This is a genomic window from Schaalia odontolytica (assembly GCF_031191545.1).
GTDB lineage: Bacteria > Actinomycetota > Actinomycetes > Actinomycetales > Actinomycetaceae > Pauljensenia > Pauljensenia odontolytica.
This window is the reverse complement of record NZ_CP133472.1, coordinates 2,341,962-2,365,621: the sequence shown is the minus strand read 5'-3', so window position 1 is coordinate 2,365,621 and position 23,660 is coordinate 2,341,962. Positions and strand designations below refer to the sequence as shown.

At 63.2% G+C, this 23,660-nt stretch carries 21 protein-coding genes and 1 tRNA gene; 13 read left to right on the top strand and 9 right to left on the bottom strand.

The window, feature by feature from the left end; genetic code table 11:
• The first annotated feature begins 13 nt into the window (after positions 1–13).
• The 5 genes from RDV55_RS10075 to RDV55_RS10055 are packed head-to-tail and all read left to right on the top strand — an operon-like array spanning position 14 to position 7,077.
• Positions 14–946, top strand: a complete 933-nt coding sequence (locus RDV55_RS10075; RefSeq protein WP_111824247.1) for a helix-turn-helix transcriptional regulator — start codon at positions 14–16, stop codon at positions 944–946.
• Positions 939–1,877, top strand: coding sequence for a helix-turn-helix transcriptional regulator (locus tag RDV55_RS10070; RefSeq protein WP_111824248.1), 939 nt, complete (start codon positions 939–941; stop codon positions 1,875–1,877). The genes RDV55_RS10075 and RDV55_RS10070 overlap by 8 nt, the downstream gene beginning before the upstream one ends.
• On the top strand, positions 1,874–4,639 hold the full coding sequence (locus tag RDV55_RS10065; protein ID WP_111824249.1) for a DEAD/DEAH box helicase: 2,766 nt from the start codon (positions 1,874–1,876) through the stop codon (positions 4,637–4,639). The genes RDV55_RS10070 and RDV55_RS10065 overlap by 4 nt, the downstream gene beginning before the upstream one ends.
• Positions 4,640–4,655: 16 nt before the next feature.
• The gene (lnt, locus tag RDV55_RS10060) at positions 4,656–6,275 is read left to right on the top strand and encodes an apolipoprotein N-acyltransferase (RefSeq protein WP_111824250.1); all 1,620 of its coding nucleotides are present in this window, start codon (positions 4,656–4,658) and stop codon (positions 6,273–6,275) included.
• A gap of 19 nt (positions 6,276–6,294) precedes the next feature.
• Positions 6,295–7,077: a polyprenol monophosphomannose synthase gene (locus RDV55_RS10055; RefSeq protein WP_111824251.1), complete on the top strand. Its 783-nt coding sequence runs from the start codon at positions 6,295–6,297 to the stop codon at positions 7,075–7,077.
• Here the strand turns inward: RDV55_RS10055 and RDV55_RS10050 are convergent, their stop codons facing one another.
• Positions 7,078–7,443 (bottom strand): RNA polymerase-binding protein RbpA, encoded by a 366-nt coding sequence (locus RDV55_RS10050; protein ID WP_111824252.1) that lies wholly within the window; start codon positions 7,441–7,443, stop codon positions 7,078–7,080. It abuts the gene before it with no gap.
• Between the two features lie 163 nt (positions 7,444–7,606).
• Here RDV55_RS10050 and RDV55_RS10045 point away from each other — a divergent pair, with 163 nt between their 5' ends.
• A complete protein-coding gene (locus RDV55_RS10045) occupies positions 7,607–8,350 on the top strand; it encodes a phosphatase PAP2 family protein (protein WP_111824253.1) in 744 nt (247 codons plus the stop codon).
• A gap of 33 nt (positions 8,351–8,383) precedes the next feature.
• A complete protein-coding gene (locus RDV55_RS10040) occupies positions 8,384–9,898 on the top strand; it encodes an Hsp70 family protein (RefSeq protein ID WP_111824254.1) in 1,515 nt (504 codons plus the stop codon).
• An 81-nt stretch (positions 9,899–9,979) separates the two neighbouring features.
• On the opposite strand, the gene RDV55_RS10035 is transcribed toward RDV55_RS10040, so the two are convergent.
• From RDV55_RS10035 to pepN, 7 genes are all read right to left on the bottom strand, one after another.
• Positions 9,980–10,531 (bottom strand): MerR family transcriptional regulator, encoded by a 552-nt coding sequence (locus RDV55_RS10035; RefSeq protein ID WP_174703837.1) that lies wholly within the window; start codon positions 10,529–10,531, stop codon positions 9,980–9,982.
• 112 nt (positions 10,532–10,643) lie between these two features.
• Positions 10,644–11,411, bottom strand: coding sequence for a transcriptional regulator FtsR (ftsR, locus tag RDV55_RS10030; RefSeq protein WP_111824255.1), 768 nt, complete (start codon positions 11,409–11,411; stop codon positions 10,644–10,646).
• 1 nt (position 11,412) lies between these two features.
• Complete coding sequence (locus tag RDV55_RS10025) at positions 11,413–11,847, bottom strand: FHA domain-containing protein (RefSeq protein ID WP_111824256.1); 435 nt, start codon at positions 11,845–11,847, stop codon at positions 11,413–11,415.
• 101 nt (positions 11,848–11,948) lie between these two features.
• Complete coding sequence (locus RDV55_RS10020; protein WP_309187952.1) at positions 11,949–12,749, bottom strand: DUF881 domain-containing protein; 801 nt, start codon at positions 12,747–12,749, stop codon at positions 11,949–11,951.
• 1 nt (position 12,750) lies between these two features.
• A complete protein-coding gene (locus RDV55_RS10015; RefSeq protein WP_111824499.1) occupies positions 12,751–13,083 on the bottom strand; it encodes a small basic family protein in 333 nt (110 codons plus the stop codon).
• Positions 13,080–13,934: a DUF881 domain-containing protein gene (locus tag RDV55_RS10010; RefSeq protein WP_174703848.1), complete on the bottom strand. Its 855-nt coding sequence runs from the start codon at positions 13,932–13,934 to the stop codon at positions 13,080–13,082. Before RDV55_RS10010 ends, RDV55_RS10015 begins: the two co-directional genes overlap by 4 nt.
• On the bottom strand, positions 13,931–16,510 hold the full coding sequence (gene pepN, locus RDV55_RS10005; protein ID WP_111824498.1) for an aminopeptidase N: 2,580 nt from the start codon (positions 16,508–16,510) through the stop codon (positions 13,931–13,933). The genes RDV55_RS10010 and pepN overlap by 4 nt, the downstream gene beginning before the upstream one ends.
• Positions 16,511–16,582: 72 nt before the next feature.
• On the opposite strand from pepN, the gene RDV55_RS10000 reads away from it, so the two are divergent.
• From RDV55_RS10000 to RDV55_RS09985, 4 genes are all read left to right on the top strand, one after another.
• On the top strand, positions 16,583–18,163 hold the full coding sequence (locus tag RDV55_RS10000; protein WP_111824497.1) for a UDP-N-acetylmuramoyl-L-alanyl-D-glutamate--2,6-diaminopimelate ligase: 1,581 nt from the start codon (positions 16,583–16,585) through the stop codon (positions 18,161–18,163).
• 79 nt (positions 18,164–18,242) lie between these two features.
• Positions 18,243–19,796 carry a ribosome biogenesis GTPase Der gene (gene der, locus RDV55_RS09995; protein ID WP_111824496.1) on the top strand — a complete coding sequence of 518 codons (1,554 nt, stop codon included), beginning with the start codon at positions 18,243–18,245 and terminating at the stop codon, positions 19,794–19,796.
• A 170-nt stretch (positions 19,797–19,966) separates the two neighbouring features.
• The gene (locus RDV55_RS09990) at positions 19,967–20,602 is read left to right on the top strand and encodes a DNA-3-methyladenine glycosylase I (protein WP_111824495.1); all 636 of its coding nucleotides are present in this window, start codon (positions 19,967–19,969) and stop codon (positions 20,600–20,602) included.
• A 71-nt stretch (positions 20,603–20,673) separates the two neighbouring features.
• Positions 20,674–21,186 (top strand): PH domain-containing protein, encoded by a 513-nt coding sequence (locus RDV55_RS09985; protein ID WP_111824494.1) that lies wholly within the window; start codon positions 20,674–20,676, stop codon positions 21,184–21,186.
• A 643-nt stretch (positions 21,187–21,829) separates the two neighbouring features.
• Here the strand turns inward: RDV55_RS09985 and RDV55_RS09980 are convergent.
• Positions 21,830–21,903: transfer RNA gene (locus tag RDV55_RS09980), tRNA-Pro, on the bottom strand.
• 413 nt (positions 21,904–22,316) lie between these two features.
• Between RDV55_RS09980 and RDV55_RS09975 the strand changes: the two genes are divergently transcribed.
• A complete protein-coding gene (locus RDV55_RS09975) occupies positions 22,317–22,751 on the top strand; it encodes a hypothetical protein (RefSeq protein WP_309187949.1) in 435 nt (144 codons plus the stop codon).
• 347 nt (positions 22,752–23,098) lie between these two features.
• On the top strand, positions 23,099–23,629 hold the full coding sequence (locus RDV55_RS09970) for a hypothetical protein (RefSeq protein WP_133256528.1): 531 nt from the start codon (positions 23,099–23,101) through the stop codon (positions 23,627–23,629).
• The last annotated feature ends 31 nt before the right edge of the window (positions 23,630–23,660 follow it).

Genomic DNA, 23,660 nt, shown 5'->3' with positions numbered 1-23,660 from the left:
GTAGGGTGGTTGGGTGAGTACCGCCGTCAACGCTAACGTGCGCGTCCTTGAGCTTTTTGTGGAGCTCCTGGGCGCGCGTCCCGGCCGCACCAAGACCCAGCTGCGCGCTCTGCCCGGATACCGCGGACTCGCCGACGATGCGTTTGAGACCCAGTTCCAGCGCGACAAGGACGCATTGCGCGATGCGGGTGCCCACATGACGATTCATTCGGGCGAGCGCTACAGCATCGCCTGGGATTCTTTTGCCCGCGACATTGAGGTCACTAGCGCTGATCGCGCTCTCATGTCGCTGGCCGCACGCGCGTGGGATAGCAATGAATTTTTCGCGGACGCCATCGACGCGAAGGCCGCTGCCGCTTCCCCTGACGACGTTAGCGCACCGACGATCCGACTCGGCTTGACCGGGGTGGGGGCTGCCGCTTCGTTGGCACAGGCCATCCGAGAGCGCACGGTGGTGTGTTTTGAGTACCCGGGGTCAGGCGAGCTGACCGAGCGTTCCGTCGATCCGTGGGCGCTATCGGTCCAGGGACGTGCGCTCTACCTGTGGGGGTGGGATCTCGACCGCCGCGCCGAACGCACCTTCCGCGTCTCCAGGATACGTTCGCGGGTGTCATTGTTGGGAGAGCCGGGAGACGCATCAACTCCTCCCGAGGCAGGGGCACCTCCCCGCGTGTCCTCGCTGGTCTCGCCCGTCGTCGACGTGCGTGACGTCTCAACGGCGCGCACTCTTCTTCACGGCTACGAGGCCGGGCAGGCCTCGGCCGCTTCCGGCTCGCCTCGGCCGGGGTGGGATCGCGTCGCCCTCGAAGGCGGCGACATGGGGACGTGGATTGGCCGCCTTCTTGCCCTTGCCTCGGACGTGGTCGTCGTATCGCCCGAGTCACTGCGAGAGGCGATGCTCACGCGCCTACGCGCGGCCTGTGCGTGGGGTGAGCACAATGCCTGAGAACGTCCAGCTGGCAGTTGTTCGTCTCGCATCGATGGTTGCCTGGATGAGTGAGCACCCGGGTTCGACCGTCGACGAGATTGCCACCCACTTCCACCGCACCAGGCGACAGGTGCGCCGCGATGTCGAGTACCTTGCATCCGTTGGAGATTCGCTCCCCGGTGCCTCCTTCGAGGTCGATTGGGAGCTCTACGAGCAAGAGCAGCGCGTGTCACTTCGCTCGACGCTGGGTGCTTCGGCACCGCTGCGCCTGTCCACGCTCGAGGCTCAGGCCCTTCTCATCGGCCTGTCCGCGATCACCCCTCTGCTCGGCGCAGACCTCGCCGCACACGTCCCGCACGCAGCCCTCGTCGTGTGCGCTCTGGGCGGCCTGAAAGCCACCGACGCCGATCAGCACGTGGAGGCGCTGCCATCCCCGGCCTCGTCCGGCGCAAGCCTCGAAGCTTTGCGCGATGCACTCGTGCGCGAAGAACGCGTGTCGTTTACGTACGTGTCCGCCACCGGTGTTCAGACGCGGCGCCTCGTCGACCCGTGGTCGCTTGAAGCGAGTGCCGGCGGATGGCTCCTGCGCGGCTGGTGTACGCGCGCTGGCGAGGCGCGCAGCTTCGCTGTCGCTTCGATCCGCGATGTCCGCTGGGAGGGTCCGCGCATCGAGGAGCCGCGCCGCGTCCGTCACGATGCGCCGACGTGGGTACTTGATGTCGATCGTGACGCTCGGTGGATCGCGGACGAATACGACGGCCGCGTCACCCATGAACTCCACAGCGGGGGAGCGCGCATCACGCTGCCCGTGTGGAATGAGCAGTGGGGTCTTAGTCTTCTTATCGACATCGCTCCGCACCTTCGCGCGGTGGTCCCAGACATGCGGGAGGCTGCTGCGAGGCGAGCACGAACTATCTTGTCAAACTGGACCCAAGAGGACGAATCGTGAGCCCCAAGCGACGCCGACACCGCACCCGCGGGAGTCAGCATGAGGAACGCCAGGAGGAAGTCGGCCTGGGGGTCGGGAGCGCCGCGCAGCGCTACGCCGCGTACAAGGCCGAGGCTCAGGCAGCTGCTTCGCTGCGCGCCCGATGGGTTTCCACGCTGAGCTTCACCCCGGACCCATTCCAGATCCAGGCCCTCGATGCCGTCGAGGCCGGCAACTCGGTTCTGGTCGCAGCGCCCACCGGAGCCGGTAAGACCATCGTCGGGCACTTCGGTGCCTACGTTGCCCTCAACCAGGCGATGCGAGCTTTTTACACGACGCCAATCAAGGCACTGTCGAACCAGAAGTACCTGGAGCTGTGCGACCTGTACGGTGCGGACAACGTCGGACTGGCGACCGGAGATACCTCCGTCAACTCGAGCGCGCCTATCGTCGTCATGACAACCGAAGTGTTGCGCAACATGATCTACGCGGGCGTATCCCTTGATGACCTAGGCGTCGTTATCCTCGACGAGGTCCACTACCTGGCCGATAAGATGCGGGGGCCGGTGTGGGAGGAAGTCATCATCCATCTGCCCGCGCACGTCGCGATCATCGCCCTGTCGGCCACCGTGTCCAACGCCGAAGAGTTCGGTGCCTGGATCCGGGAGGTGCGCTCCAGCTGCGAGATCATCGTCTCGGAGAAGCGTCCCGTGCCGCTCTACCAGCACATGATCGTCGGCGAAGACATTTTTGACCTGTATGCACCGACCGGCAAGGCAAAGCTCAACCCCGAACTCGTGGCTGCGACGCGCGACTCCGGAATGCGCGGGGGACGCGGGTCACGCTCGTGGAACCGCGAGGTGCGGGTGCGTCGCGAATCGCGCCCTTCGACGCTCATTTCGCTCGATCGGGCCGGTCTGTTGCCCGCGATCACCTTCATTTTTTCGCGCGCGGGGTGCGAGGACGCCGTCCGTCAGATTCTGTCCACGCGCATCACGCTGACGACGCGCTCGGAGGCAGCCGAGATTGAGAGCTACGTCGACGAGGTCATCTCCCTACTGGCGCCCGAGGACGCCATCGTTCTGGGTGCCCAGGCCTGGAAGCGCGGTCTGATGCGCGGCATCGCGGCCCACCACGCAGGCATGCTCCCCCTCATGAAGGAGAGCGTCGAACACCTGTTTTCGCGTGGCCTCGTCAAGATGGTGTACGCGACCGAGACGCTGGCGCTCGGTATCAATATGCCCGCACGCACGGTCGTCATCGAGTCGCTCACCAAGTGGAATGGCTCTGCGCACGTGGCGCTGTCGGCGGGGGAGTACACACAGCTTTCCGGACGCGCAGGGCGTCGTGGCATCGACACCGAGGGGCACGCGGTCGTGTCGCATCGCGGGGGAGTGGCCCCCGAGGAAGTCGCAGCCCTGGCATCAAAGCGCACCTATCCGCTGATTTCCGCATTCACTCCGACGTACAACATGGTCGTCAATCTGCTCGCACGCTCCACGCGCGCCCAGACCCGCAAGGTGTTGGAGTCGTCTTTCGCGCAGTACCAGGCCGACTCAGCCGTCGTCGAGCTCGCGTCGCGCCTGACGGATGTGCAGGCGCAGTGCGACTCGACGATCGCTGAGCTGTCATGCTCGCGCGGCGACGTGCGCGAATATCTTTCGTTGCGCGATCAACTGGGACAGGCGGAGAAATCCGGCGCCCGGGCGCGCAAACGTGTGGCCCGAGAGGAGTCCCGGCGCGTGCTCTCCAGCGTGCGCCCCGGTGATGTCCTTGCGCTCACACGCGGGCGCAAGACTCGACTGTGCGTCGTCGGCGCAAAAGCCACCAGCGCCTCAGGCCGCGTCGAGGTGTCAGTGATCGGGCAGGACGCCACGTGGCGCGCTCTGGCTTTCGAGGACGTTCGCGGCGCGATTGCAGTCGTCGGCCATATGTCTATTCCGGGAGGCTCCGCGCTTCGGCGCACAAAGGAGCGCACAAGAATCGCCGGAGAACTGCGGTCCGGCACTGCCAAGGGCATCTATGAGCTCCCCTCAGATGTCGCGCAGGACTGCGACCCCGTCTCAGCCCTGCGTGTCGCGATGCGCCAGCACCCAGTTCACCGATGCCCGCATCGGGAGGAACATGCGCGTGCGGGTGCCCAATGGGCACGCTTGGCACGGGAGGTTGACCGCCTGCGCTCATCTATCGATTCTCAGACGGGATCCGTCGCGGCCCAGTTTGACCGCGTCTGTTCGGTGCTCGAACGCCTCGGTTTTTTGGCGGGCGATGAGGTCACCGATGCCGGTCAGCGTTTGCGTCGGATCTTTGGCGAACGCGACCTGGTTGTCGCGATGTCGATGAACGAAGGCACGTGGAACGAGCTCAACGAGGTGGAACTTGCCTCGATGGTCTCCGCCCTCGTGTACGATTCACGGTCCGACGACGATGCCCAGCAGCTCGCTCCCGCAGGGGTTGGCATTCGCTTGCAGGAAGCCTGGCACGAGAGCCTCGCGACTCTGAAGCGTGTTCACCGCGTGGAGAAAGCGTGTGGGTGCGACCTTACCCCGAGCCTCGACGCGGGCCTGATGGCACCGACGCTTGCGTGGGCGCACGGAGCGACCTTGGCAACCGCGATCGATACGACGCCTATCCAGGCGGGAGACTTCGTCCGCTGGATGCGCCAGGTGATGGATTGCCTAGGCCAGATCGCGTCGGCCGCAACGAGCAGCGAGCTCAAGCGCAAGGCAGAGACCGCGAAGGATCGAATCGGCCGCGGTATTGTGGCGTGGTCGACTATCTAAACGACCTGGAGGGATAGTGGGGCAGCAGGACTTGTTTCGACGCGTATCGCTGGGCCACCTGTGCGGTGATTCGCTCATCGCCGCCATCGCCGGACTCACGTCATACGCGTCGTTTCCCCCGGTGGGCTGGTGGTGGCTGTCGATCCCCGCGCTCGCGCTGTACCTGTCGCGCATTGACGAGGCCCGGGCGCCACGCGCGCTGACAGTGACCTTTGTGTTCGGCATGAGCTTGTGGATTCCGCTCATTGACTGGATTCCGCTGGCGGTGGGGACGACGCCTCCGTGGTTTGTCCTTGCGTTCGTGCAGACCTTATTCCTCATGGGATGGGTGTTATTCGCGCGTTGGACGCAGCTGTGGTCGTGGGCGCGGGGTCCGCTTCTTCAAGCGACGTTCTTTGCTCTCACGTGGGCAGGCGTCGACGCCGCACGATCGCGGTGGCCGTGGTCGGGTTTTCCTTGGGGCTCTGTGGCTTTGCCACAGGTGGATTCGTCTTTGGGGCATCTCGCGCCCTACGGCGGGACCACGCTTATCACCGCCGTCGTCGTGTTTCTGGCCGTCCTCCTGCGCCGTGCTTTCGCGGCTCGCGACGCGAGCATCGTGCGGGAGCATTGGTTTTCGCGGCCTGTTCTCGCCCTTATCATCGTCGCCGCGTTCATTGCTCCACTCGCGCTGCCGCTGCCCAAGCAGGCTGAGAACGGGATGCTGCGCATTGGCGTCGTTCAAGGTGATATCGCTTTGCCTGGCGCACAGGCCTACAGCCGCGAGGGAGAGGTGACGGACAACAACGTGCGGGCATCCCTCGATCTTGCGAGTTCGCCAGAGGTCGCCGATGACCCGATCGACGTAGCGATCTGGGGTGAGGGGTCCGTCGATCGCGATCCGAAGGATTTCCCAGCGATTGGGCAAGCGGTTGATCAGGCCGCCACGGCCCTGGATGCTCCGATTCTTATCGGGTATACGAACGTAAACGAGCGCGATCGCGTCAAGAATTGGCTGGCGGTCTGGGTACCGGGGCAGGGGGTGGACGAGTCGGCGCGCTACTCCAAGCACATTCCCGTACCTTTCGGCGAATTTATTCCATTCCGCGAGTTCATCGCCTCCTTCGCCACGGAGGTCGCACAGTCGAGCCGCGACATGGAAGCGGGGGAGGAGCCTCCCCTCATGACGATTCGTGCACGAGACGGTCGCAGCGTACCCCTCGCGGTCGGCATCTGTTTTGAGGCCGGCTACCCGCTGGTGATCGGCGAGGGCGTTGCCCGTGGCGGACAGGCGATCATCGTTCCATCGAACAACTATCACTTCCAGTCCTCGGGAGAGTCCGCTCAGCAGGGTCAGCTGTTGCGCATGCGGGCGATGGAGTATTCGCGTAGTGCGGTTCAGGCCTCGACGACTGGGCATTCCTACGTCATTCGTCCCGACGGCTCGATCTTAAAGAGCAGCGGCACGCAGCAGTCGGCCACACTCGCCGCAGACGTTCCGCTTCGTTCGTCCCTGACGTTCACGGCCCAAGCGGGGGAGAGAATTCCCAATGGTGTCATGGGCGCGACGCTTATCGTCGGCTTCCTCGCCTTCCTGACGGTTATCGGTCGGGGAGTGCGTGCCTCCTGGCGCGCCAGGCGTGCGTCACGCCGCTAAGTTCGGCAAAATGTGACTCATGACCGTTTCTGAGCGCCTCGTGCCGTCTCCCGAGGGAGACCACACCCTGATCGTTATCCCGACATACAACGAGATGGAGACGCTTCCAGAGATCCTCACGCAGGTCTGGGCGCACGTGCCACGCGCTCATATCCTCATTGTTGATGACTCCTCGCCAGATGGGACGGGGGAATGGGTCGATTCTCGCCGCGCCTGCGAGGAACGACTGCACATCCTGCATCGCCCGGCGAAGTCCGGCCTGGCGACCGCCTACGTCGACGGCATGGGCTGGGGTATCGACCGCGGGTATCCGTTCATCCTCCAGATGGACGCCGACGGATCTCACCGCCCAGCGGACCTCCCGAAGCTACTGAGCCGCATCGCCGGACCCGATCGGCCCGACCTCGTCATCGGCTCACGCTGGGTACCCGGAGGGCGCATCAACGGGTGGTCTCACAAGCGCGTCGCCCTGTCGAAGGCGGGCAATTATTATGTCCGATTCTGCTTGGGGACCCCGGTCAAGGATGCAACAGCGGGCCTGCGCCTACACCGCGCCGCCTTCCTGGCTAACAATGAGGTTCTCGACCGGGTAGCGACCACCGGATTCGGATTCCAAGTCGAGATGACGGAGCTGGAACGATCCCTGGGTGCCACGATTGCCGAGGTGCCTATCACCTTCGATGAGCGTATCGCCGGAGAATCCAAACTCGACTCGTCGATCTTCGTCGAGGAACTCATCATGGTCACGAAAGGCGGCTTGGGTCGTCTGACCCAAGCCGCCCGTCGAGTGCTGTCGAAATGATCAGCCCTTGCGGTATGAGCCCTCTGGGCGCAGGCGTCCCTCTCGGTAGGCACTGAGCTGCTCGGTGAGAACGACCTCGAGTTCTTCGATAGAACGACGCTCGAGAAGCATGTCCCAGTGGGTGCGCTGAGGCTTAACGGGCTTGTCTTCCTCGTCCTCGACGGTCTCGCCGATCAGATCCGCCGACTGGCCGCACTTGCATTCCCAGGTCGCCGGAGCCGTCGCCTCACTGGACAGCGTCACCTCGAACTCATGTCCGTTCGGGCAGGCGTAACGAACGATGAAACGATCGGCGAAAACGACGCCGTCCTCGGACTCGAGGGACTTCGCACCGATCTGCATGCCACGCAGCGCGCGGTCAGCCATAACAGCCTCCTGGACGTAGATAAGAAACGGAACCATTCTATCTGACGCGTCAAGCGGAACGGTACTGGCTCCGGGCAGTAACAGACCCCTACGATCCGATAATGTACATTATGTCCGTTTTTCTTTTCCTGACCCTCTCCGCCCACACGCTACAGTTGCACCCATGACGACAGAACACGACGCGCGCTCACAACGCCCCCCTGCTCTTCGAGAGACCATCGTGCTCACGGCGGCCTGCCTATCGTATTCACTCCTGTCATTCCTCGCGAAGGCCCCGGAATCCATTGCCATCGCACACGCGCACGACGTTGCTGCCTTTGAGACGCGCTTCGGCTTCTTCATCGAGAAACCCGCGAACGCATGGCTAACGGCTCATCCACTCCTCGCATCGCTCGCGTCAGTTCAATACGCCGTTTCCTTCTTTGCGATGACCGGTTTTGCCATGATCATCCTGTGGCTGAAGGCCCCCGCCCATTACCGCCGCGCTCGATGGACTCTTGTCATCATGACGATCGGCGCGCTCATCACCTACTGGTCCTATCCCCTGGCACCCCCGCGCCTCGTGCCCGGCCTCGGCTTTGTTGACGCTGTTGCCCAGCATACGTCTGCCTATTCGCAGCTGTTTGGCACACTCGCGAACCCCTACGGGGCCATGCCTTCAATGCATACTGGCTGGTCCGTATGGGTCGCCTGCACGCTCGGCGCCTACGTGTGGCGCTCATGGTGGGCACGACTCATTCTTGCCATTCACCCCGCCTTAACTATCGTGACAATCGTCGCAACCGCCAATCATTACGTGGTTGACGCCATTGCCGGATGCACATACTTCCTACTTGCGTGGCTCTTTGTCATCATTGGGCAACGTGCCTTACCGGGGAACGTGCGTACGCTCGGCGAGACGTCCTAGGACCGGCCTACTTTAGACGCTAGGGTGGTTGTCATGAGACTCGGAGTAGATTTTGGCACCACGACAACCGCAATCGCTATCGTTGATCGGGGGAACTATCCGATCGTCTCTTTCGTCGACAACAACGACGATACGGTCGATTTTGTCCCCTCGATCATCGCTCTTGACGGAGACCGCCTCGTCTACGGCTTCGACGCCGAGGACGCCGCACGCGATGGAGCTCCCCACCTGCGTTCTTTCAAGCGTTTGCTGTCCGACCCATCGGTAACTGACACGTCTACGCTGCGCCTAGGCAACCACAGCATTTCGATCCTCGAGGTGCTCACCGGTTTTCTGACCTACGTTGCGCACCAGCTGCGTACCAACTCCTCTATTGCATCGCTGCCCGATTCCGAGCCGCTCGAAGCGCTCGTTGGCGTGCCTGCTCACGCATGGTCGGCTCAGCGTTTCCTTTCCCTCGAGGCCTTCCGGCGCGCCGGCTGGCATGTCCTCGCGATGGTGAATGAGCCTTCCGCTGCCGGCTTCGAGTACACCCACCGTCACGCCGGAACCCTCAACTCCAAGCGCACCGCGATTCTTGTGTACGACCTCGGTGGCGGCACGTTCGACGCGTCAATCGTTTCGGCTACCGGCACCTTGCACGAGGTCATGGGTTCACGCGGCCTCAACATGGTCGGCGGAGACGACTTCGACGTGGTGCTCGCCACCCGCCTTGCAGCGGCCGCCGGAACCGATTCCGGGAAGCTCGGCGAGGCAGCCTGGGAACGCCTCATCGAGGATGCCCGAGACGCTAAGGAGACCCTCTCCCCCTCCACGAAGTTCATTACCGTGCCCGTCGACGGCGAGCCCGTCACGATCCCGGTTGCGGATTTCTACGAAGCCGCTTCTGCCCTCGTCGAAGCGACGATCGCCGCGATGGAACCACTCCTTGTTCACGACGCGTCCGGAGTCGGCCAGCTCGGCGGCGACATCGCCGGTCTGTACGTCGTCGGTGGCGGCTCACAGCTGCCTCTCGTTGCTCGCATGCTGCGTTCGCGCTTTGGCCGCCGCGTTCATCGTTCTCCCCACACCGCTGCCTCTACCGCGATTGGCCTGGCGATCGGTGCCGATCCTGAGGCCGCATACACGGTACGCGAACAGCTTTCCCGCGGTGTCGGTGTTTTCCGCGAGCGTGAAGCTGGTTCCTTGATTTCCTTCGATACGCTTCTTGAGCCCAACACCGAGCTCGCTCCCGGCGAAACTCTCACCATCAAGCGCCGCTACCGCGCCGCGCATAACATCGGCTACTTCCGTTTCGTCGAGTACTCCTCGTTCGACGAGGCCGGGGTGCCGCGCGGCGACCTTCAACCCTACGGCGAGGTCATCGTTCCCTTCGATCGCGCCTTGCGTCGTGACGATGTCGACCTGAGCACTGTTCCTGTCATTCGCACCGAGGACGGGCCGCTCATCGAGGAGTCATACATTGTGGACGAGAACGGCATGGTGACCGTGGAAATCACCGACGTCGAAGCATCCTACACGGTCCATCGCCCCCTGGGTCGCCGCTGAGGGCCACAGTCCTGCCGACATTCACAAGCTGTGGGGGCCAGGCTCAGCCTGGCCCCCACAGCTATGTTCAGACGCTCCGTGTCAGGACGCAGAAAGCTTGGAACGACGACGCTGCGCGAGCTCGTCAACAAACGTTGGCTCAGAACGCTCAAGCGGAAGCTCCGCGAGCGATCCCTCGACCTCGCGCCACACACGGCCTACCGCGATTCCGAAGACGCCCTGGCCACCCTGGAGGAGATCGATCACCTCGTCGGTCGAGGTGCATTCATAGACCGACGCTCCGTCACTCATCAGAGTGATAGACGCAAGATCGTCCACTCCCCTGTTCTGGAGCGACGAGACGGCAACACGTACCTGTTGAAGGGACACACCCGCATCCAGTAGCTTCTTGACGACCTTCAGCACGAGAATGTCTCGGAAGGAGTACAGACGCTGCGAGCCGGAACCGCGAGCCGCGCGAATTGAGGGTTGAAGGAGGCCGGTACGCGCCCAGTAGTCCAGCTGACGGTAGGTGATACCTGCGGCGCTGCACGCAACGGGACCACGGTAGCCCATCTCGTCCGTATCAAGACCTTCGAGCGGGTCGCCAAAAAGCATGCCTTGCCGGCTAGCGGCGTTCGCTTGTGCGCTCACTGTCGGGCTCCTTGCAGGTGGTACTTGATGAGAACAGGTCTACGGTAGAGCACCGAGGCACGGTGGTCAATGACCGAAGCGGCGAGTCTAACCTTCATGTTCAACATGAGACTTAGCCTGCATCATCCGCGAGGGCAGACACAGCCACAGTCAGCATTTCACGGTGCAGGTCGGCAAACATCTCCCCCAGTTCAACCGCCCTGGCGCGCGCACGTTCACGATCGGCACCACGGCCTCGTCCACGCTGTGAGGACACGGCCTGATCGATGATGTCGGCGCTACGCTCGGCACCTTGACGAACCGCTCGCAACACGCGCACGTCAACTCCAGCACACTCAAGGCGTGCAATTGCTGACACCGCCTGCACGCAGCGCGCAGGAAAATAACCGGCCAGGTCAGGTGTGATGAGCCCAAGGCGGGTGTAGCGGTCGAGGGTCTCTACATCGATGCCCGTCAGATCAGACAGATCAGCGGCGGGCACCGCGCGGCGCCCGGCGAGTGACACCGTCTGTCCCTCGGAGGAGACGACCTGGGCGACCCTGCGCCTCGCAGGAGTGTGGCCCGCATCGAGCGCATCGAGCTGCGCGCGAATCACGCTCAGCGGTGTGAAGGAATCACGCTGCTCGGTGAGCACGTAACGCAAACGCTCCACGTCGGCTGCGGAGTACTTACGATAACCCGAACCTGTGCGCGCGGGAGTCACGAGTCCCTCGCTCTCCAGGTAACGCACCTTGGACAGCGAAATAGCGGGGAACTCCTCTTTCAGAGAGTCAACGACGCGGCCGATTGACAGCTCGGGGCTGTGATCGGCATCCTGCGGCCACGAGCGAGCCTCGTGAGAGGAGCCTGCCCCCCGCGCGTGCGCAACGGCTGCTGACACGTCAGGCCTGCTTGGTCGACGGCTGGTAGGTCAGACGATACTTACCGATCTGCACTTCGTCGCCGGCGCGCAGCTGGACGGAGTCGACGCGCTCGCGGTTGACGTACGTTCCGTTCAGCGATCCCGAATCGCGCACGATGTGACCGCCCTCAGAGGCGATGAACTGGCAGTGCTTGCGCGACACGGTCACGTCGTCAAGGAAGATATCAGCCTTGGGAGAGCGACCGGCGTTGGTCACCTCAGGATCCAGCAGGAAACGCGCACCCGTATTCGGACCGCGCAGCACGATGAGAAGTGCCGAGCCAGCGGGCAGGGCCTCGACGGCCTCGCGGTCGCGAGCGGAAAGCGCAACGGGTGCCTCTTCGACCTCGTCAACGACAGGCGCCAAGCCGAAAACTGAGGTTGCAGTCGGGTCGAATGGCTGGTTGTCAGACATTGTGCGCTCCAAAGAATAAGAAAATGGAATGAGTCAAGTGTAAACGTTTGCCTTGTATCAGGCGCGAGCACGCACCACATGATAGCCAGCTACGGCCACGATCAGCCGTAGGTAGCAAACTGCGGGGGTTTCGGCGCGGCAATCGATGTAATCGATAGATCGTCAGCCTGCGTGATCGTGACGGTCGCACCCTTCGCTCGCATCTGCGCCGCTGAGCCCGCCTGGATATCAAGAGCGGTCGCGATTGTCTGTCCTTCGCCGATCACCTTCCACGTGTACGGCGAAACGATCGGTGTCCCATCGACGATAATGGCACCAGCCTGACCCGTGAAGGCAGAGCGCGTAGAGAGGCGTACGCCGTTGAGTTCGATTGCCTCAGCTCCCGCATTGCGCAATTCCCCCAGCGTCATAACGAATTGCGTGGGAGTCAGATTAGTGCCCGGGTCCGCGACTCCGACAGTGACTCCGGGGCCGTGCACGGGTGCTGTACCAGCTGCAATTTGCGCTTGAGTTTCAGCCTTGCGAGTAGCCTGTTCGCGTGCATCTGCCTCGCTGGCTGCGCTGCGCAGGTCATCAAGCTCGCGGGAAAGCTCGCCGCGGCGGTTGCGTAGGTTCTGTTCCTGTGTGCCCAGCTCGTCCAGGACGGTGACGAGATCCTGCTCCGAGAGCCCCTCGAGGGGATCGGACCGTTGCGCACGCACCTGCGTGGCCAAAGCAAATCCGAGAATCATGAAGATCACGAGCATCACGACATGCAGTCCGCGAGGAAGTGCGAAGAAGGCTTGGCGAGCACGCGTCCACACGCGGGAATCCCCGTGTGGCCCTCGACGGCTGACGTGCGCACGCGTCTCTTCCTCGACGCCATCGTCCTGTGCGACAGGCTGAGTGGGTTCGTCGTTCATCTCAGGCTTTCAGAAGTAGACGGCGAATCGACGCCGTGTTGGAGAAGATACGGATACCCAGAACGACGACGACAGCTGTCGTCATCGCTGAGCCGACACCAAGCTGGGTGCCGAGGAACACAAGAAGGCAAGCGACGACGACATTCCAGAAGAATGACGTGACGAAGACTCGGTCCGCGAAGCGACCCTCGAGCCACGCGCGACCGGCACCGAAGAGAGCATCCAGACCAGCGACGACGGCGACGGGCAGGAACGGGGCTAGCCAGGCCGGAACCGTGGGATCCAGGACCACGCCGAGAACGATGCCGATGATCAAGCCAATGACAGCGATCATGAAGAACCTCCTTCATTCGATTCTCCCACCGGGGTTGCGTAGCGGGAATCCGTGAGCGTGAGCGCCTCCATCTGGAGGTGGTCCGAAACCTTCGAGGACACCGTCATACCGGTCACCGACTGCGCGGCCGAGAGGTAGTCGCCGGTGGCCCCGCGAACGAGGGCGACGGAGAGCGCGTTGGCGTCACCGATCGCCGACACTTCGTAGGGCGAGGAGACGGGGGTAACGTTCACGAGGATCACGGATCCAGCCGTGCGCACGAACGTGTCGGGACCGACCCGCTGACCGTTGATGGAGACGGCGTCCGCTCCGGCGGCCCACAGGGCATTGACGACTATCGCCAGATCTTGATCACGCACCGCTCCGCTCCCCTTGCCCGGGCCGCCGCGATCCGTCAGAGTGACCGTGATGCCGGGGCCGACGACCGGAGTCGTCGCGGTCACGAGATCCTGTGCCGGGTTAGATGCCGCAGTCGGGCCTGTACCGGAGTACTGTTCGATGGCACGCCCCAAAGATTGCACGTCGTTGTTGAGCGCTTCGACCGTATCGGTGCGCTCGGATGCCTGTGCCTTCAAATCGGATTTGACATCTGAGGCCGGAGCTCGCAGCGAGCTCGTCGCGACGATGGAGGCGAAGCCGAGCGCGACGGCTACCGCGAAGACACCGATTGTACCGATGACGCTTGCTGGCCTCGACCCACGGTCGGCGTGAAAGTGCTCGTAACCAGCGTCGAGGGGGTTGGCGAGCAGAGAATTCAGGAGGGACATCGAGGCCGCGGGGTCGGCGGACGAGGCCAGGGTGGCCTCGGCCCGCTCGCCCGCCGCCTCGCTGCGCTGTGCTCCCGGCGTCACTGATCGTGCTTCCAGCGGCGCTGTACGCGCTCGTCACGCTCAAAGGCATCAAGGTGCTCCAGGACAATACGGCGCAGCTGCGCCGGAGCATCTCCGTGAGCATCGAGCCAGCCGCGCAGGAGCCCCACAGAACGTTCGACACTGCCCTCCCGGTCAATGTCGAGGCCGTAGCCGAGCACGCCGTTCGCGTAGCGCAAGGCCATCCCAATGGTGTGGGATTCCCAGTAGGACCGAAGGCGCTCGACGGCGCTGTCGATACCCGATTCACCATCCCACGACGAAGCGTTCAGGCCGGCGAGTGTCGCCGTCAGGAAGTCGTTCGAAAGCGACTCCGAATACACCGCCTCCCACGCCTGCGAGCGCGCCTCCTCGAGCGGCAGCGACGCGAGTGCTTCGACGCTCATGCGCGCAGCCTCACCGGAGCCGTCGGCGTTGCGCCACGCTTCGATGGCTCCCGTGTCGACGAGGCCCCGTGCCGCCAGGGCACGGCGGGCACGCCAGGCGATGTCGGGGTCGTCGCTGGCTGCGAAGCCGCGCACGGTGGCCTCGTGCTCTTGAGCGCCGCGGGCGGCGAACTCCGCGATAAAGGCACGGGTGTAGGAGCGCCAGGCGTCGGAATCTTCCGTCTCGCGCGACAGGCGAATCGTCGTGGCCAGCACCTGATCGTGGACGTGACCGCGAAGGCTTCCCGGCAGGAACGAGGACAGCGCCTCGGAGACGAAGAGAAGCAGCCGGTCGCGAATGGCGGGTTCTGTCTCTGTAGGAACGGCAGTCAGTACGGCAGCAATAAAACGGCGAGGATCGAGCAGTCCGTCACGCACCGCGTTCCACAACGACGCCCATATCACGGCACGCGTGATCGCCGTGTCGATGGTTCCCACGTAGGCGAGTGCCACGTCGGTCGAACGCTCATCCAGGCGAGAGATCGCATACGTAAGGTCGTCGTCGTTGACGACGACGAGATCAGCGCGGGCGGCTCCACCGGGAACGGAGAGCACTCCTTCGGGGTCGATGGCTGCCGCTTCGCCTTCGATACGCACGTCGAAGCTATGCGTCCGTTCGAGGGTGCCAGCAGCGACCCGCCACGTGGAAACGGTGACGCGGTGAGGACGCAGCGCACCGTCGCAGGCATCGCCGCTCTGGTGAAGAATGAAGTCGGTGATCGCACCTACATTGTCCGTGACCCACGATGCGGACAGCGTCGAGGGGCCGGAGGTCTCAAGCCACGCGCTCTTCCACGACGACAGTTCCTGGCGCGATGCCCCTTCAAGGGCGACTAGCAGGTCTTGCAGATTCGTCGCCCCGAACTGATGCTCCGCAAAGTAGCGGCGTGCTCCTTCGTAGAAAGCGTCTTCTCCAACCCAGGCGACCAGCTGCTTCAGGACCGATGCACCCTTCGCGTAGGTAATGCCGTCGAAGTTGGTCTTTGCGGCCGCGACGTCCGGAATATCGGCTGCGATCGGGTGGGTAGTCGGCATCTGGTCCTGCGTGTAGGCCCAGATCTTGCGGTTCATTGCGAAGTTTGCCCATTCCCCGACGTAGCGGGTCGCGGTCGCAATCGCGCTGGCACCCTGGTTCTCAGCGAAAGACTCTTTGAGCCACAGGTCGTCCCACCACGAGGGCGTTGCAAGGTCGCCGAACCACATGTGGCACATCTCGTGCAACGTCGTGTTCGCTCGACGCTGGCGCTCGGAGAACGTCGGGGTCGAGCGGGAAATGTAGTTCTCGTTGAAGGTAATGCACCCTGGGTTCTCCATAGCGCCCAGGTTGTATTCGGGCACGTAGACCTGGTCGTAGGAGCCCCACGGGAAGGTCACTCCGTAGCGCTCATGGAAGAAGTCCAGGCCTGCGCGCGTCACCTCGAAAACGTCATCGGAATCGAGGTAGCGCTCGAGCGTACGCCGGCACAGGAGACGCAGGGACAGCTCGGCGTGCCCGCCATCCGATGCGCCGCCACGCCACGTGCCGCCGTCGATAACCGCCCAGGGCCCCGCGACGATGGCAGTAATGTAGCTCGACAGCGGGCGGGTCGCGGTGAAGTCGTGGCGCAGCGCCCCCGAACCTTCCACCTCCTCGACGTCTGTCTCGACCCCGTTGGAGGAGACGACCCAACCGGCGGGAGCGATGACGTGGAATGTCCACTCAGGCTTAACATCCGGCTGATCGATGCACGGCCACGCACGGTGTGCGTCATTGGGTTCGAACTGGGTGTAGAGGTACACCTCGCCGTCCTCCGGATCCGTGTAGCGGTGGAGGCCCTCACCGCTACGCGAGTAGCGCGCAAGTGCACGGATCTCCAGAGTGAATGTTTGCCCCACGGGTAGCCCGCCGACCCAGACGCGATCATTATCATCATCGAAGGGATGCGCCTGACCGTTGAGAAGGACGCCGGTGACCTCCCCTGCGATGTCGATAAACGTGCGCTCTTCATCCGAGCTCATCGTCAGGGTCGACGCCACGGGATAGGTGGGATTCGCCGTGTCCTGGGCGTCTCGGATATCGACCACAACGTCGATAGCGGAGACATGAAGGTGGGCAGCGCGATGCTTTGCTTCGTTGCGTGTCAAGATCTGCATGACACCCATCCTACTGTGTCCCGGCCCGTCGGTGTGGCGCGCACTGCCGTCGCGACGAACTACAGTAGAGACATGACTTCAGTGAATGACATTCGCCCCACGATCGCTCCGGTCCGCCTGGCGACCGCCCTGTCCGGCCTGGACATTGAAGGCTTTTTCGGTGCCGATGGTGCCCCCGCATCTATCGCCGACACGGAACTGATGCTTCGCGGCGTGACCGTCTCCTCCGATGACTGCGAGTCGGAGTGGCTTTTCGTGGCAGTGCCCGGCCTGAAACAGCACGGTATTCGTTTCGCTCACGCGGCGATCGAAGCCGGAGCAAGCGTCGTCCTGACGGACGAGGAGGGACGCACACAGGCGCACGAGCGCGGCCTGGGAGTGCCCGTCATTCAGGTCGCCGACCCGCGCGGCGTGGTTGCGCAGCTGTGCGCCAACGTGTACACCTCGCCCGCCACGCGCCTGACGACGATGGCGATCACGGGCACGAACGGCAAGACGACGACCTCGTATCTGATGCGCGCAGCGATCGCCTCCCGTTTCCCACACGCGTCACTGTGCGGCACCGTGGAAACCCACGTCGGACCGATTTCTTTCGAGGCCGTGCGCACGACCGCCGAAGCTCCCGTTGTCGCACGTTTCCTGGCAGCGACCGAGCAGTACGAGTGCGGAGCCGGGGTCATCGAGCTGTCCGCGCATGCGCTGTCGTTGCACCGTGTCGACGGGATCGTCTTCGACGTCGCCGCATTCACGAACCTACAGCACGACCACCTGGACTACTACGGGGACATGGAGAACTACTTCCAGGCGAAGGCTCTCCTGTTCACTCCGGAGCATTCGCGCCGCGGCGTCGTATGCGTCGACGATAAATGGGGTCGTCGCCTGGCTGAGCAAGCCACTGTTCCGGTGACCACTGTTTCCGCTTTGACCGAGCAGGACGCCGATTGGCGCGTCCGCGACGTCACCCCCGATCAGACGATCGGTCGCACCGTATTCACCCTCGTTGATCCTTCCGGGGCCGGGCACCGAGTCGCGATGCCCATCCTGGGCGAAGTCAACATCCAAAACACTGCGGTTGCGATCGTCAGTGCGGTAAGCCTCGGCATCGACCTTGCTGAGGTTATCTGCGCGATCGAGGATGCGCCTCAGATTCCCGGACGGATGGAAAAGGTAAACCCGGTGCCCGGTGGCCAGCCCCTCGTCATTGTCGACTACGCGCACACTCCCGAAGCCCTCGAGTGGACGCTGCGTTCGACCCGGGAGCTGACGCCCGGTCGGGTCGTCGTCGTCTTCGGAACCGATGGTGACCGCGACGCCACCAAGCGCGAGCATCTCGCCGAGATCGCTGCGCGCGAGGCCGACGTCCTGTGGGTGACGGACGAGAATCCGCGCACCGAGGATCCTCAGTCGATTCGCGACTACCTTCTCCGGGGAATCCGTTCCGTACGCCCTGGCATGGAACATGTCACCGAGGTGACGACCTGCCGCCGCGATGCAGTGCGCCTCGCGATCCTTGCCGCCGATCCCGGTGATACCGTCATCATCACGGGTAAGGGAGCCGAGTGGTACCAGGAGGTTCAGGGAATCCACCACCGCTACAACGACGTGCCGGTCGCCGCCGAGGTGCTCGCCGGAGACGTTCGTTCGCATGAATAACCACGCCACAGCTGTGAACTGGCGCGCCGCAGGTACTCCCATCGGGCCTTTGCAGTGCGCCACACCGTAGACTGGGCGCGTGAACGACTTTGATAAGCAGCCCGACGTAACCACCGAGTACGATGCGGGCGCGGACGAGACCTACATCGAGGACGCGACGACGGCCCCCTCCGACGCGATCGAACTGAGCGACGAGGAGACCGAGGCTCGCGCCCGCGTGATGCGCGCAAACCTCGACCAGTTCGACCTGGACGAGGAGGACCTGGCGCTCTTGGAAGGCGAGTCTGGGCTCGAGGACGTCGACGACGTGGCGGCTGGCCTGCCTGTGCTCGCAGTCGTTGGACGCCCCAATGTCGGCAAGTCCACACTGGTCAACCGCATCCTCGGACGGCGCGAGGCCGTCGTTCAGGACACGCCCGGCGTGACCCGCGACCGCGTCTCCTACCCTGCCGAATGGGCGGGCCGCGACTTCACGCTCGTTGACACTGGCGGATGGGAAATCGATGTCAAGGGTCTGGACCGCTCTGTCGCGGAGCAGGCCGAGATCGCGGTTGACCTGGCCGATGCTGTCGTCCTCGTTCTCGACGCGACCGTCGGCGTCACGGCCTCGGACGAGCGCATTGTCGAGATGCTGCGCTCGAAGAAGAAGCCGATCATCCTGGCCGCCAACAAGGTCGACTCACCCCTTCAGGAGGCCGACGCGGCCTACCTGTGGAGCCTCGGCCTGGGTGAGCCCTACCCGATCTCGGCGCTGCACGGACGTGGAACGGGCGATCTCCTCGACGTCATCATGGAGGTTCTCCCAAGCGAGTCCGCCGTCGCTTCGGCACTGCCCACCGGCGGTCCGCGGCGCGTCGCTCTCGTCGGCCGCCCGAACGTCGGCAAGTCTTCCTTGCTGAACGCGCTGGCCGGCGGCGAGCGCGTCGTCGTTAACGAGCTGGCGGGCACCACGCGTGACCCCGTCGACGAACTCATCGAGCTCGATAATCGCTCGTGGTGGTTCGTTGACACCGCAGGCATTCGCCGCAAGATGCACCGTACGACCGGAGCGGACTACTACGCGTCGATCCGCACCCAGGCAGCGATCGAGAAGGCCGAGGTCGCACTCGTCCTCATCGACGGTTCCACTGCGCTGACCGAACAGGACGTCCGCGTCGTGCAGCAGGTCATCGATGCCGGCCGCGCACTCGTCGTCGTCACCAACAAGTGGGATCTCGTCGACGAAGAGCGACAGAAGGAGATCAAGAACGAGCTTGAACGTGAGCTCGTACAGATCCAGTGGGCACCGCGCATCAACCTTGCCGCTAAGACTGGCTGGCATACGAACCGCATCGTGCGCGCGCTCGACACCGCCCTGGAAGGCTGGGAAACCCGTATCCCCACGGGCCAGCTCAACGCCTTCCTGGGTCAGCTGGTCGCCGCCCATCCTCACCCGCTGCGCGGCGGCAAGCAGCCGCGCATCCTGTTCGGCACGCAGGCGTCGAGCAAGCCCCCGCGCTTCGTCCTCTTCACAACGGGTTTTCTCGATCCTGGTTACCGTCGTTTCATCGAGCGCCGCCTTCGCGAGACCTTCGGTTTCGCCGGCACACCGATTCAGATTTCGGTGCGCGTGCGTGAACGCCGTCGCAAGTAGGCTTGAGTCACAAAGGGCGGGGTGCCACGGTCGTGGCAGCCCGCCCTTCTCGCGCGACACCCATGCATACGACCTCTCCCCTATCCACAGGCGGCCAGCGGCGCGTACCTGTATCCACAGGTCTTATCCCCTGCCTTGACTGGCCGAGGAACCGGGCGCACCATCCTGTCATGACTACTTCACGCACAGCACCAACCTCGCGGCCGATTCCCGTCGGTCTTACCCTGTGTTCCGACGGCCTCGTCCGTCCCGACTGGGCCTCCAATGACCTACTCATGCGCGAGTACTACGACTCCGAATGGGGACTGCCCGTACACGACGAAGCAGGCGTCTTCGAGCGCCTCGTGCTCGAGGGATTCCAAGCCGGGCTCTCCTGGCGAACGGTACTCGCCAAGCGCGATGCATTGCGCGCAGCTTTCGCGAGTTTCAGCCCTGACCGGGTCGCTGCCTTCACGCAGGCCGACGTCGAACGCATCCTCTGCGACCCCGGCGTCATTCGTAACCGCCGAAAAATTGAGGCTGCAATCAGTAACGCACGCGCAACGGTCACCATGCGTGGCAGCAGCGACAGTTCGCGTGCTCCGACCCACCTGGGCGAACTCGTCTGGACCTATCGCCCCAAACAGGATCCGTTTCCTCGATCACAGGACGAGGTGCCCACACAGCTGCCAGAATCGGTGGCGCTCGCTAAGGAGCTGAAGGACAGGAACTTCCGTTTCGTGGGTCCGACGACGATGCTCGCATTGATGTCAGCGATAGGCATCGTGAATACTGACATCGTAGGTACGTACCGCAGGCCGTCATGACGTGACGCAGCGTGGCCACCAGGGGCCTACCGACTATCCCTCTTGCCCCGGCTATCTGGCATGATGGTGACATGGCCCTGTCGAAAAAGCTCCTCAGTCAGGACGAGGTCGTCGTCCGGCACATGCACACGCACCTTAAGACCCTGCTCCCAGCGATCGTTGTCGAAATCCTTTTGGTCCTGGCAGCGGCCGTCGGATCGTTCTATGTTCCCCAGGACGCCCGCTACTGGGCGCTCACGACGATCTGGATCGCCGTCGCGGTCCTGTCGATCCCGCTGTTGATCGCTCCGTGGGTCAAGTGGTGGTCGACCAGCTACACGGTGACGACGAAGCGTGTGATCACCCGTACCGGTGTGCTCAAGCGCACCGGCCACGACCTTCCGCTGAGCCGCATCTCCGATATTCAAATTGAGAAGGGCGTTGACGACCGCATCTTTGGTTGCGGAACGCTGGCGCTTCAGACATCCGCTAATGATCCGCTGCTCCTGCGTGATGTGCCCAAGGTGGAGATGGTGCAGGTAGAGATCTCGAACCTGCTCTTCCACGACATTCAGGGGGCGATCGACGCGGATCCGCGGAGCTGATCGCACTGCGGTACCCAGGTCCCGCATTAGCCTGTCAGCGCCATATCTGCTTCGGCGGTGAACCAGGTGACGGCGGTGTCTGAGTTCTAGAATCCACAAACTCGAACACCGACGTTGGTGGACCTCTCGTCTGGTTAGCCTGGCGTTGTGGATCATCTCGCGCGCTGAGGGGTTCTCCGAGCGTTCCTGCCGTGGCCTCGTTCTGCGATGGACTGGGACGGGCGGTCGTCGCGGAAACGGAGATGCCCAACGAACTGTTGCGCACATTAAACCGCGCGACTCACGTGCGGAGTACCCGCTGGTTAAGGTGTCACGTCGTCTTCTGCCACGGCCGACAGTAAGCAGGTCGAAATCATCCCCGTTGACGACTTCGACCTGACAATCAGTTTACTCCAGTCATTGAACTAGTTGTGAGTGTTCGCGCACGCCCAGCTAGCGGCTTTCACCTGCAAGAATCCGTTGATATTTTCGAGAAAACTACGTTCTACCAGCCGAAATATAATAGCAAAATCTGGATCACATTTCGGTTACAAATGAAAAGCTGGAGCGTCGTCAGGGACAGAGGTCCCTACCTTACCTTCTCCACGCAGACAGCACGACAAACAACAAAAAACCGTGAGGCTCACTCCTCACGGTTCTTCCGTCGGGCTGGCGGGATTTGAACCCACGACCCCTTGACCCCCAGTCAAGTGCGCTACCAAGCTGCGCCACAGCCCGTATTTAGTTCGTCGCCTCGGCGACCTGTAGAACTATAGCTCACCCAACGTTGGGGAAGCAAGCCGACGAGCGTGCGCCACAACACACTATTGACACAAGTCGAAATATGCTGCTCCCAACGAGCATCATGCCGACCGTATCGGCCCGCGAAACACCGGGTCTACAGCCAATAGTGGGGCTAGACTGATACCTATTCATGACCGTCCCTCATCGTGGGAGAGATCCACATGACCATCCGCCGACCACTAACCTTTGCCGCGACCCTCGCCCTCGCTATCACGGGTGTCGCACTGCCTTACGCCGGCGCGTGGGACACAGCGACACCGCAGGCGAGTGCGGTCGCCGTTAGGTCGGACAGCTCCCCCGCTAACGTTGCCACCACGGGACATCAGGTTGCCACCACGGGACATCAGGTGGATACGAGCACATCGGTAACTGCGCCAACACGTCGACGTTTCCGCTCGCGAATCACGTCTCACGACCCTGTCTCCGTCGTCATCGCCCTGGTCGTTCTTATCCTAGCCTTCGGCGGCTACTACCTGTTCCGTTACCTGTCTACCCAGGGATCCAGGCGCCAACAGCAGACCGTGAACTACAACGGCCCCGCCGGCCCTCAATACGGCGTCACCGCGGACATCTATGGAGGCCCCCAGTATCCCCAAACGGGCGCCCCCATGAACTCGCCCATACAGCAGGCAAACGAGTACGGCATGGGCGGCTACGGGAATTACTACGGCAGCGGGCAAGCCGGATACCCGCCGTCAGGACCGAACGGCCCCTACGCAGGCCCGAACGGCACCTACGGTCCCTACGCAGGACCGAACAGCACCTACGGCGGCAGCTACTGAGATCCCGATAGGCCCACCACGGCACCGGCATAGACGTGTGGCTCCGTAGACCCGCTCGCCCCATCTCCCATCGCGCACGAAGGAGCCAGCCTATGTTGTCGCATCGGCTTTTCGCCTACGGAGCTACCCTCGCTTGCGTCCTCATGCCCCTCGTTTCTTCCTTAGCCTTGGCATCTGGACAGTCAAGCGCGCCGCTGGTCGCAAGCTCCGCAGCGCTGCACGACTCCGGCAACGTCATAACATCGAGCGCCATAGTCCGCCCTCCGGCACGGCCAGGTACGACCGCCAGCAGATCTTCGTCGCACACGCCTCACAGCGCTGCAGTCAATTCCGCATCTAGTGCCGGGATGTTTGAAGCCGTCATCCTGTTCATGATTCTGGCCATCTTCTTTTCGCCCATCACCATCATCTACATCATCTTGTATCGACGGGCACGAAAGGACGTCAACGATATGCCTAACTACACCGGGGTCAACGGTCCCCAGTATGGTGTCACAGGCTATCCTCAGGGAACAGTACCTCCCAGACAATCGATCCACGCAGGCTTTAATCCCTTGTGGTCGAAGAACAGCTCCTACACCGGTGGTCAGGCTATGCCGGTGGTATCCCCTGTCAACGGCTACGGTGCTCCCCCCGCCCAGGGACCTGTGTATGGCGCGCAGCCGGGACAGGCACCAACCTACGGGTACGGTACCCAACCCGGCCAGGCACCCGCATTCGGATACGGCGCAGAGGCAGGCCAATGGCCAAGCTACGGCTCGCAAGCAGGCGGAGGCTACGGAAGAGCACCCGCTTCGCAGGAAGAGGTTTCGCCTTTCGCCCAGCCTCCTGAGCAGGCTGGCGGCGAGCCACCTGGACAGAACTATCCGGGCTACTGAGCACAGTAGGGGTGTGCCCCGCACCTGTCGG

What these genes read in the sequence shown, in the direction of transcription:
- RDV55_RS10070 (WP_111824248.1), top strand. Translation starts at nt 939, where the DNA reads ATGCCTGAGAACGTCCAGCTGGCAGTTGTTCGTCTCGCATCGATGGTT.
- RDV55_RS10055 (WP_111824251.1), top strand. Translation starts at nt 6,295, where the DNA reads ATGACCGTTTCTGAGCGCCTCGTGCCGTCTCCCGAGGGAGACCACACC.
- RDV55_RS10050 (WP_111824252.1), bottom strand. Translation starts at nt 7,443, where the DNA reads ATGGCTGACCGCGCGCTGCGTGGCATGCAGATCGGTGCGAAGTCCCTC.
- RDV55_RS10045 (WP_111824253.1), top strand. Translation starts at nt 7,607, where the DNA reads ATGACGACAGAACACGACGCGCGCTCACAACGCCCCCCTGCTCTTCGA.
- RDV55_RS10040 (WP_111824254.1), top strand. Translation starts at nt 8,384, where the DNA reads ATGAGACTCGGAGTAGATTTTGGCACCACGACAACCGCAATCGCTATC.
- RDV55_RS10025 (WP_111824256.1), bottom strand. Translation starts at nt 11,847, where the DNA reads ATGTCTGACAACCAGCCATTCGACCCGACTGCAACCTCAGTTTTCGGC.
- RDV55_RS10020 (WP_309187952.1), bottom strand. Translation starts at nt 12,749, where the DNA reads ATGAACGACGAACCCACTCAGCCTGTCGCACAGGACGATGGCGTCGAG.
- RDV55_RS10015 (WP_111824499.1), bottom strand. Translation starts at nt 13,083, where the DNA reads ATGATCGCTGTCATTGGCTTGATCATCGGCATCGTTCTCGGCGTGGTC.
- pepN (WP_111824498.1), bottom strand. Translation starts at nt 16,510, where the DNA reads ATGCAGATCTTGACACGCAACGAAGCAAAGCATCGCGCTGCCCACCTT.
- RDV55_RS10000 (WP_111824497.1), top strand. Translation starts at nt 16,583, where the DNA reads ATGACTTCAGTGAATGACATTCGCCCCACGATCGCTCCGGTCCGCCTG.
- RDV55_RS09990 (WP_111824495.1), top strand. Translation starts at nt 19,967, where the DNA reads ATGACTACTTCACGCACAGCACCAACCTCGCGGCCGATTCCCGTCGGT.
- RDV55_RS09985 (WP_111824494.1), top strand. Translation starts at nt 20,674, where the DNA reads ATGGCCCTGTCGAAAAAGCTCCTCAGTCAGGACGAGGTCGTCGTCCGG.
- RDV55_RS09970 (WP_133256528.1), top strand. Translation starts at nt 23,099, where the DNA reads ATGTTTGAAGCCGTCATCCTGTTCATGATTCTGGCCATCTTCTTTTCG.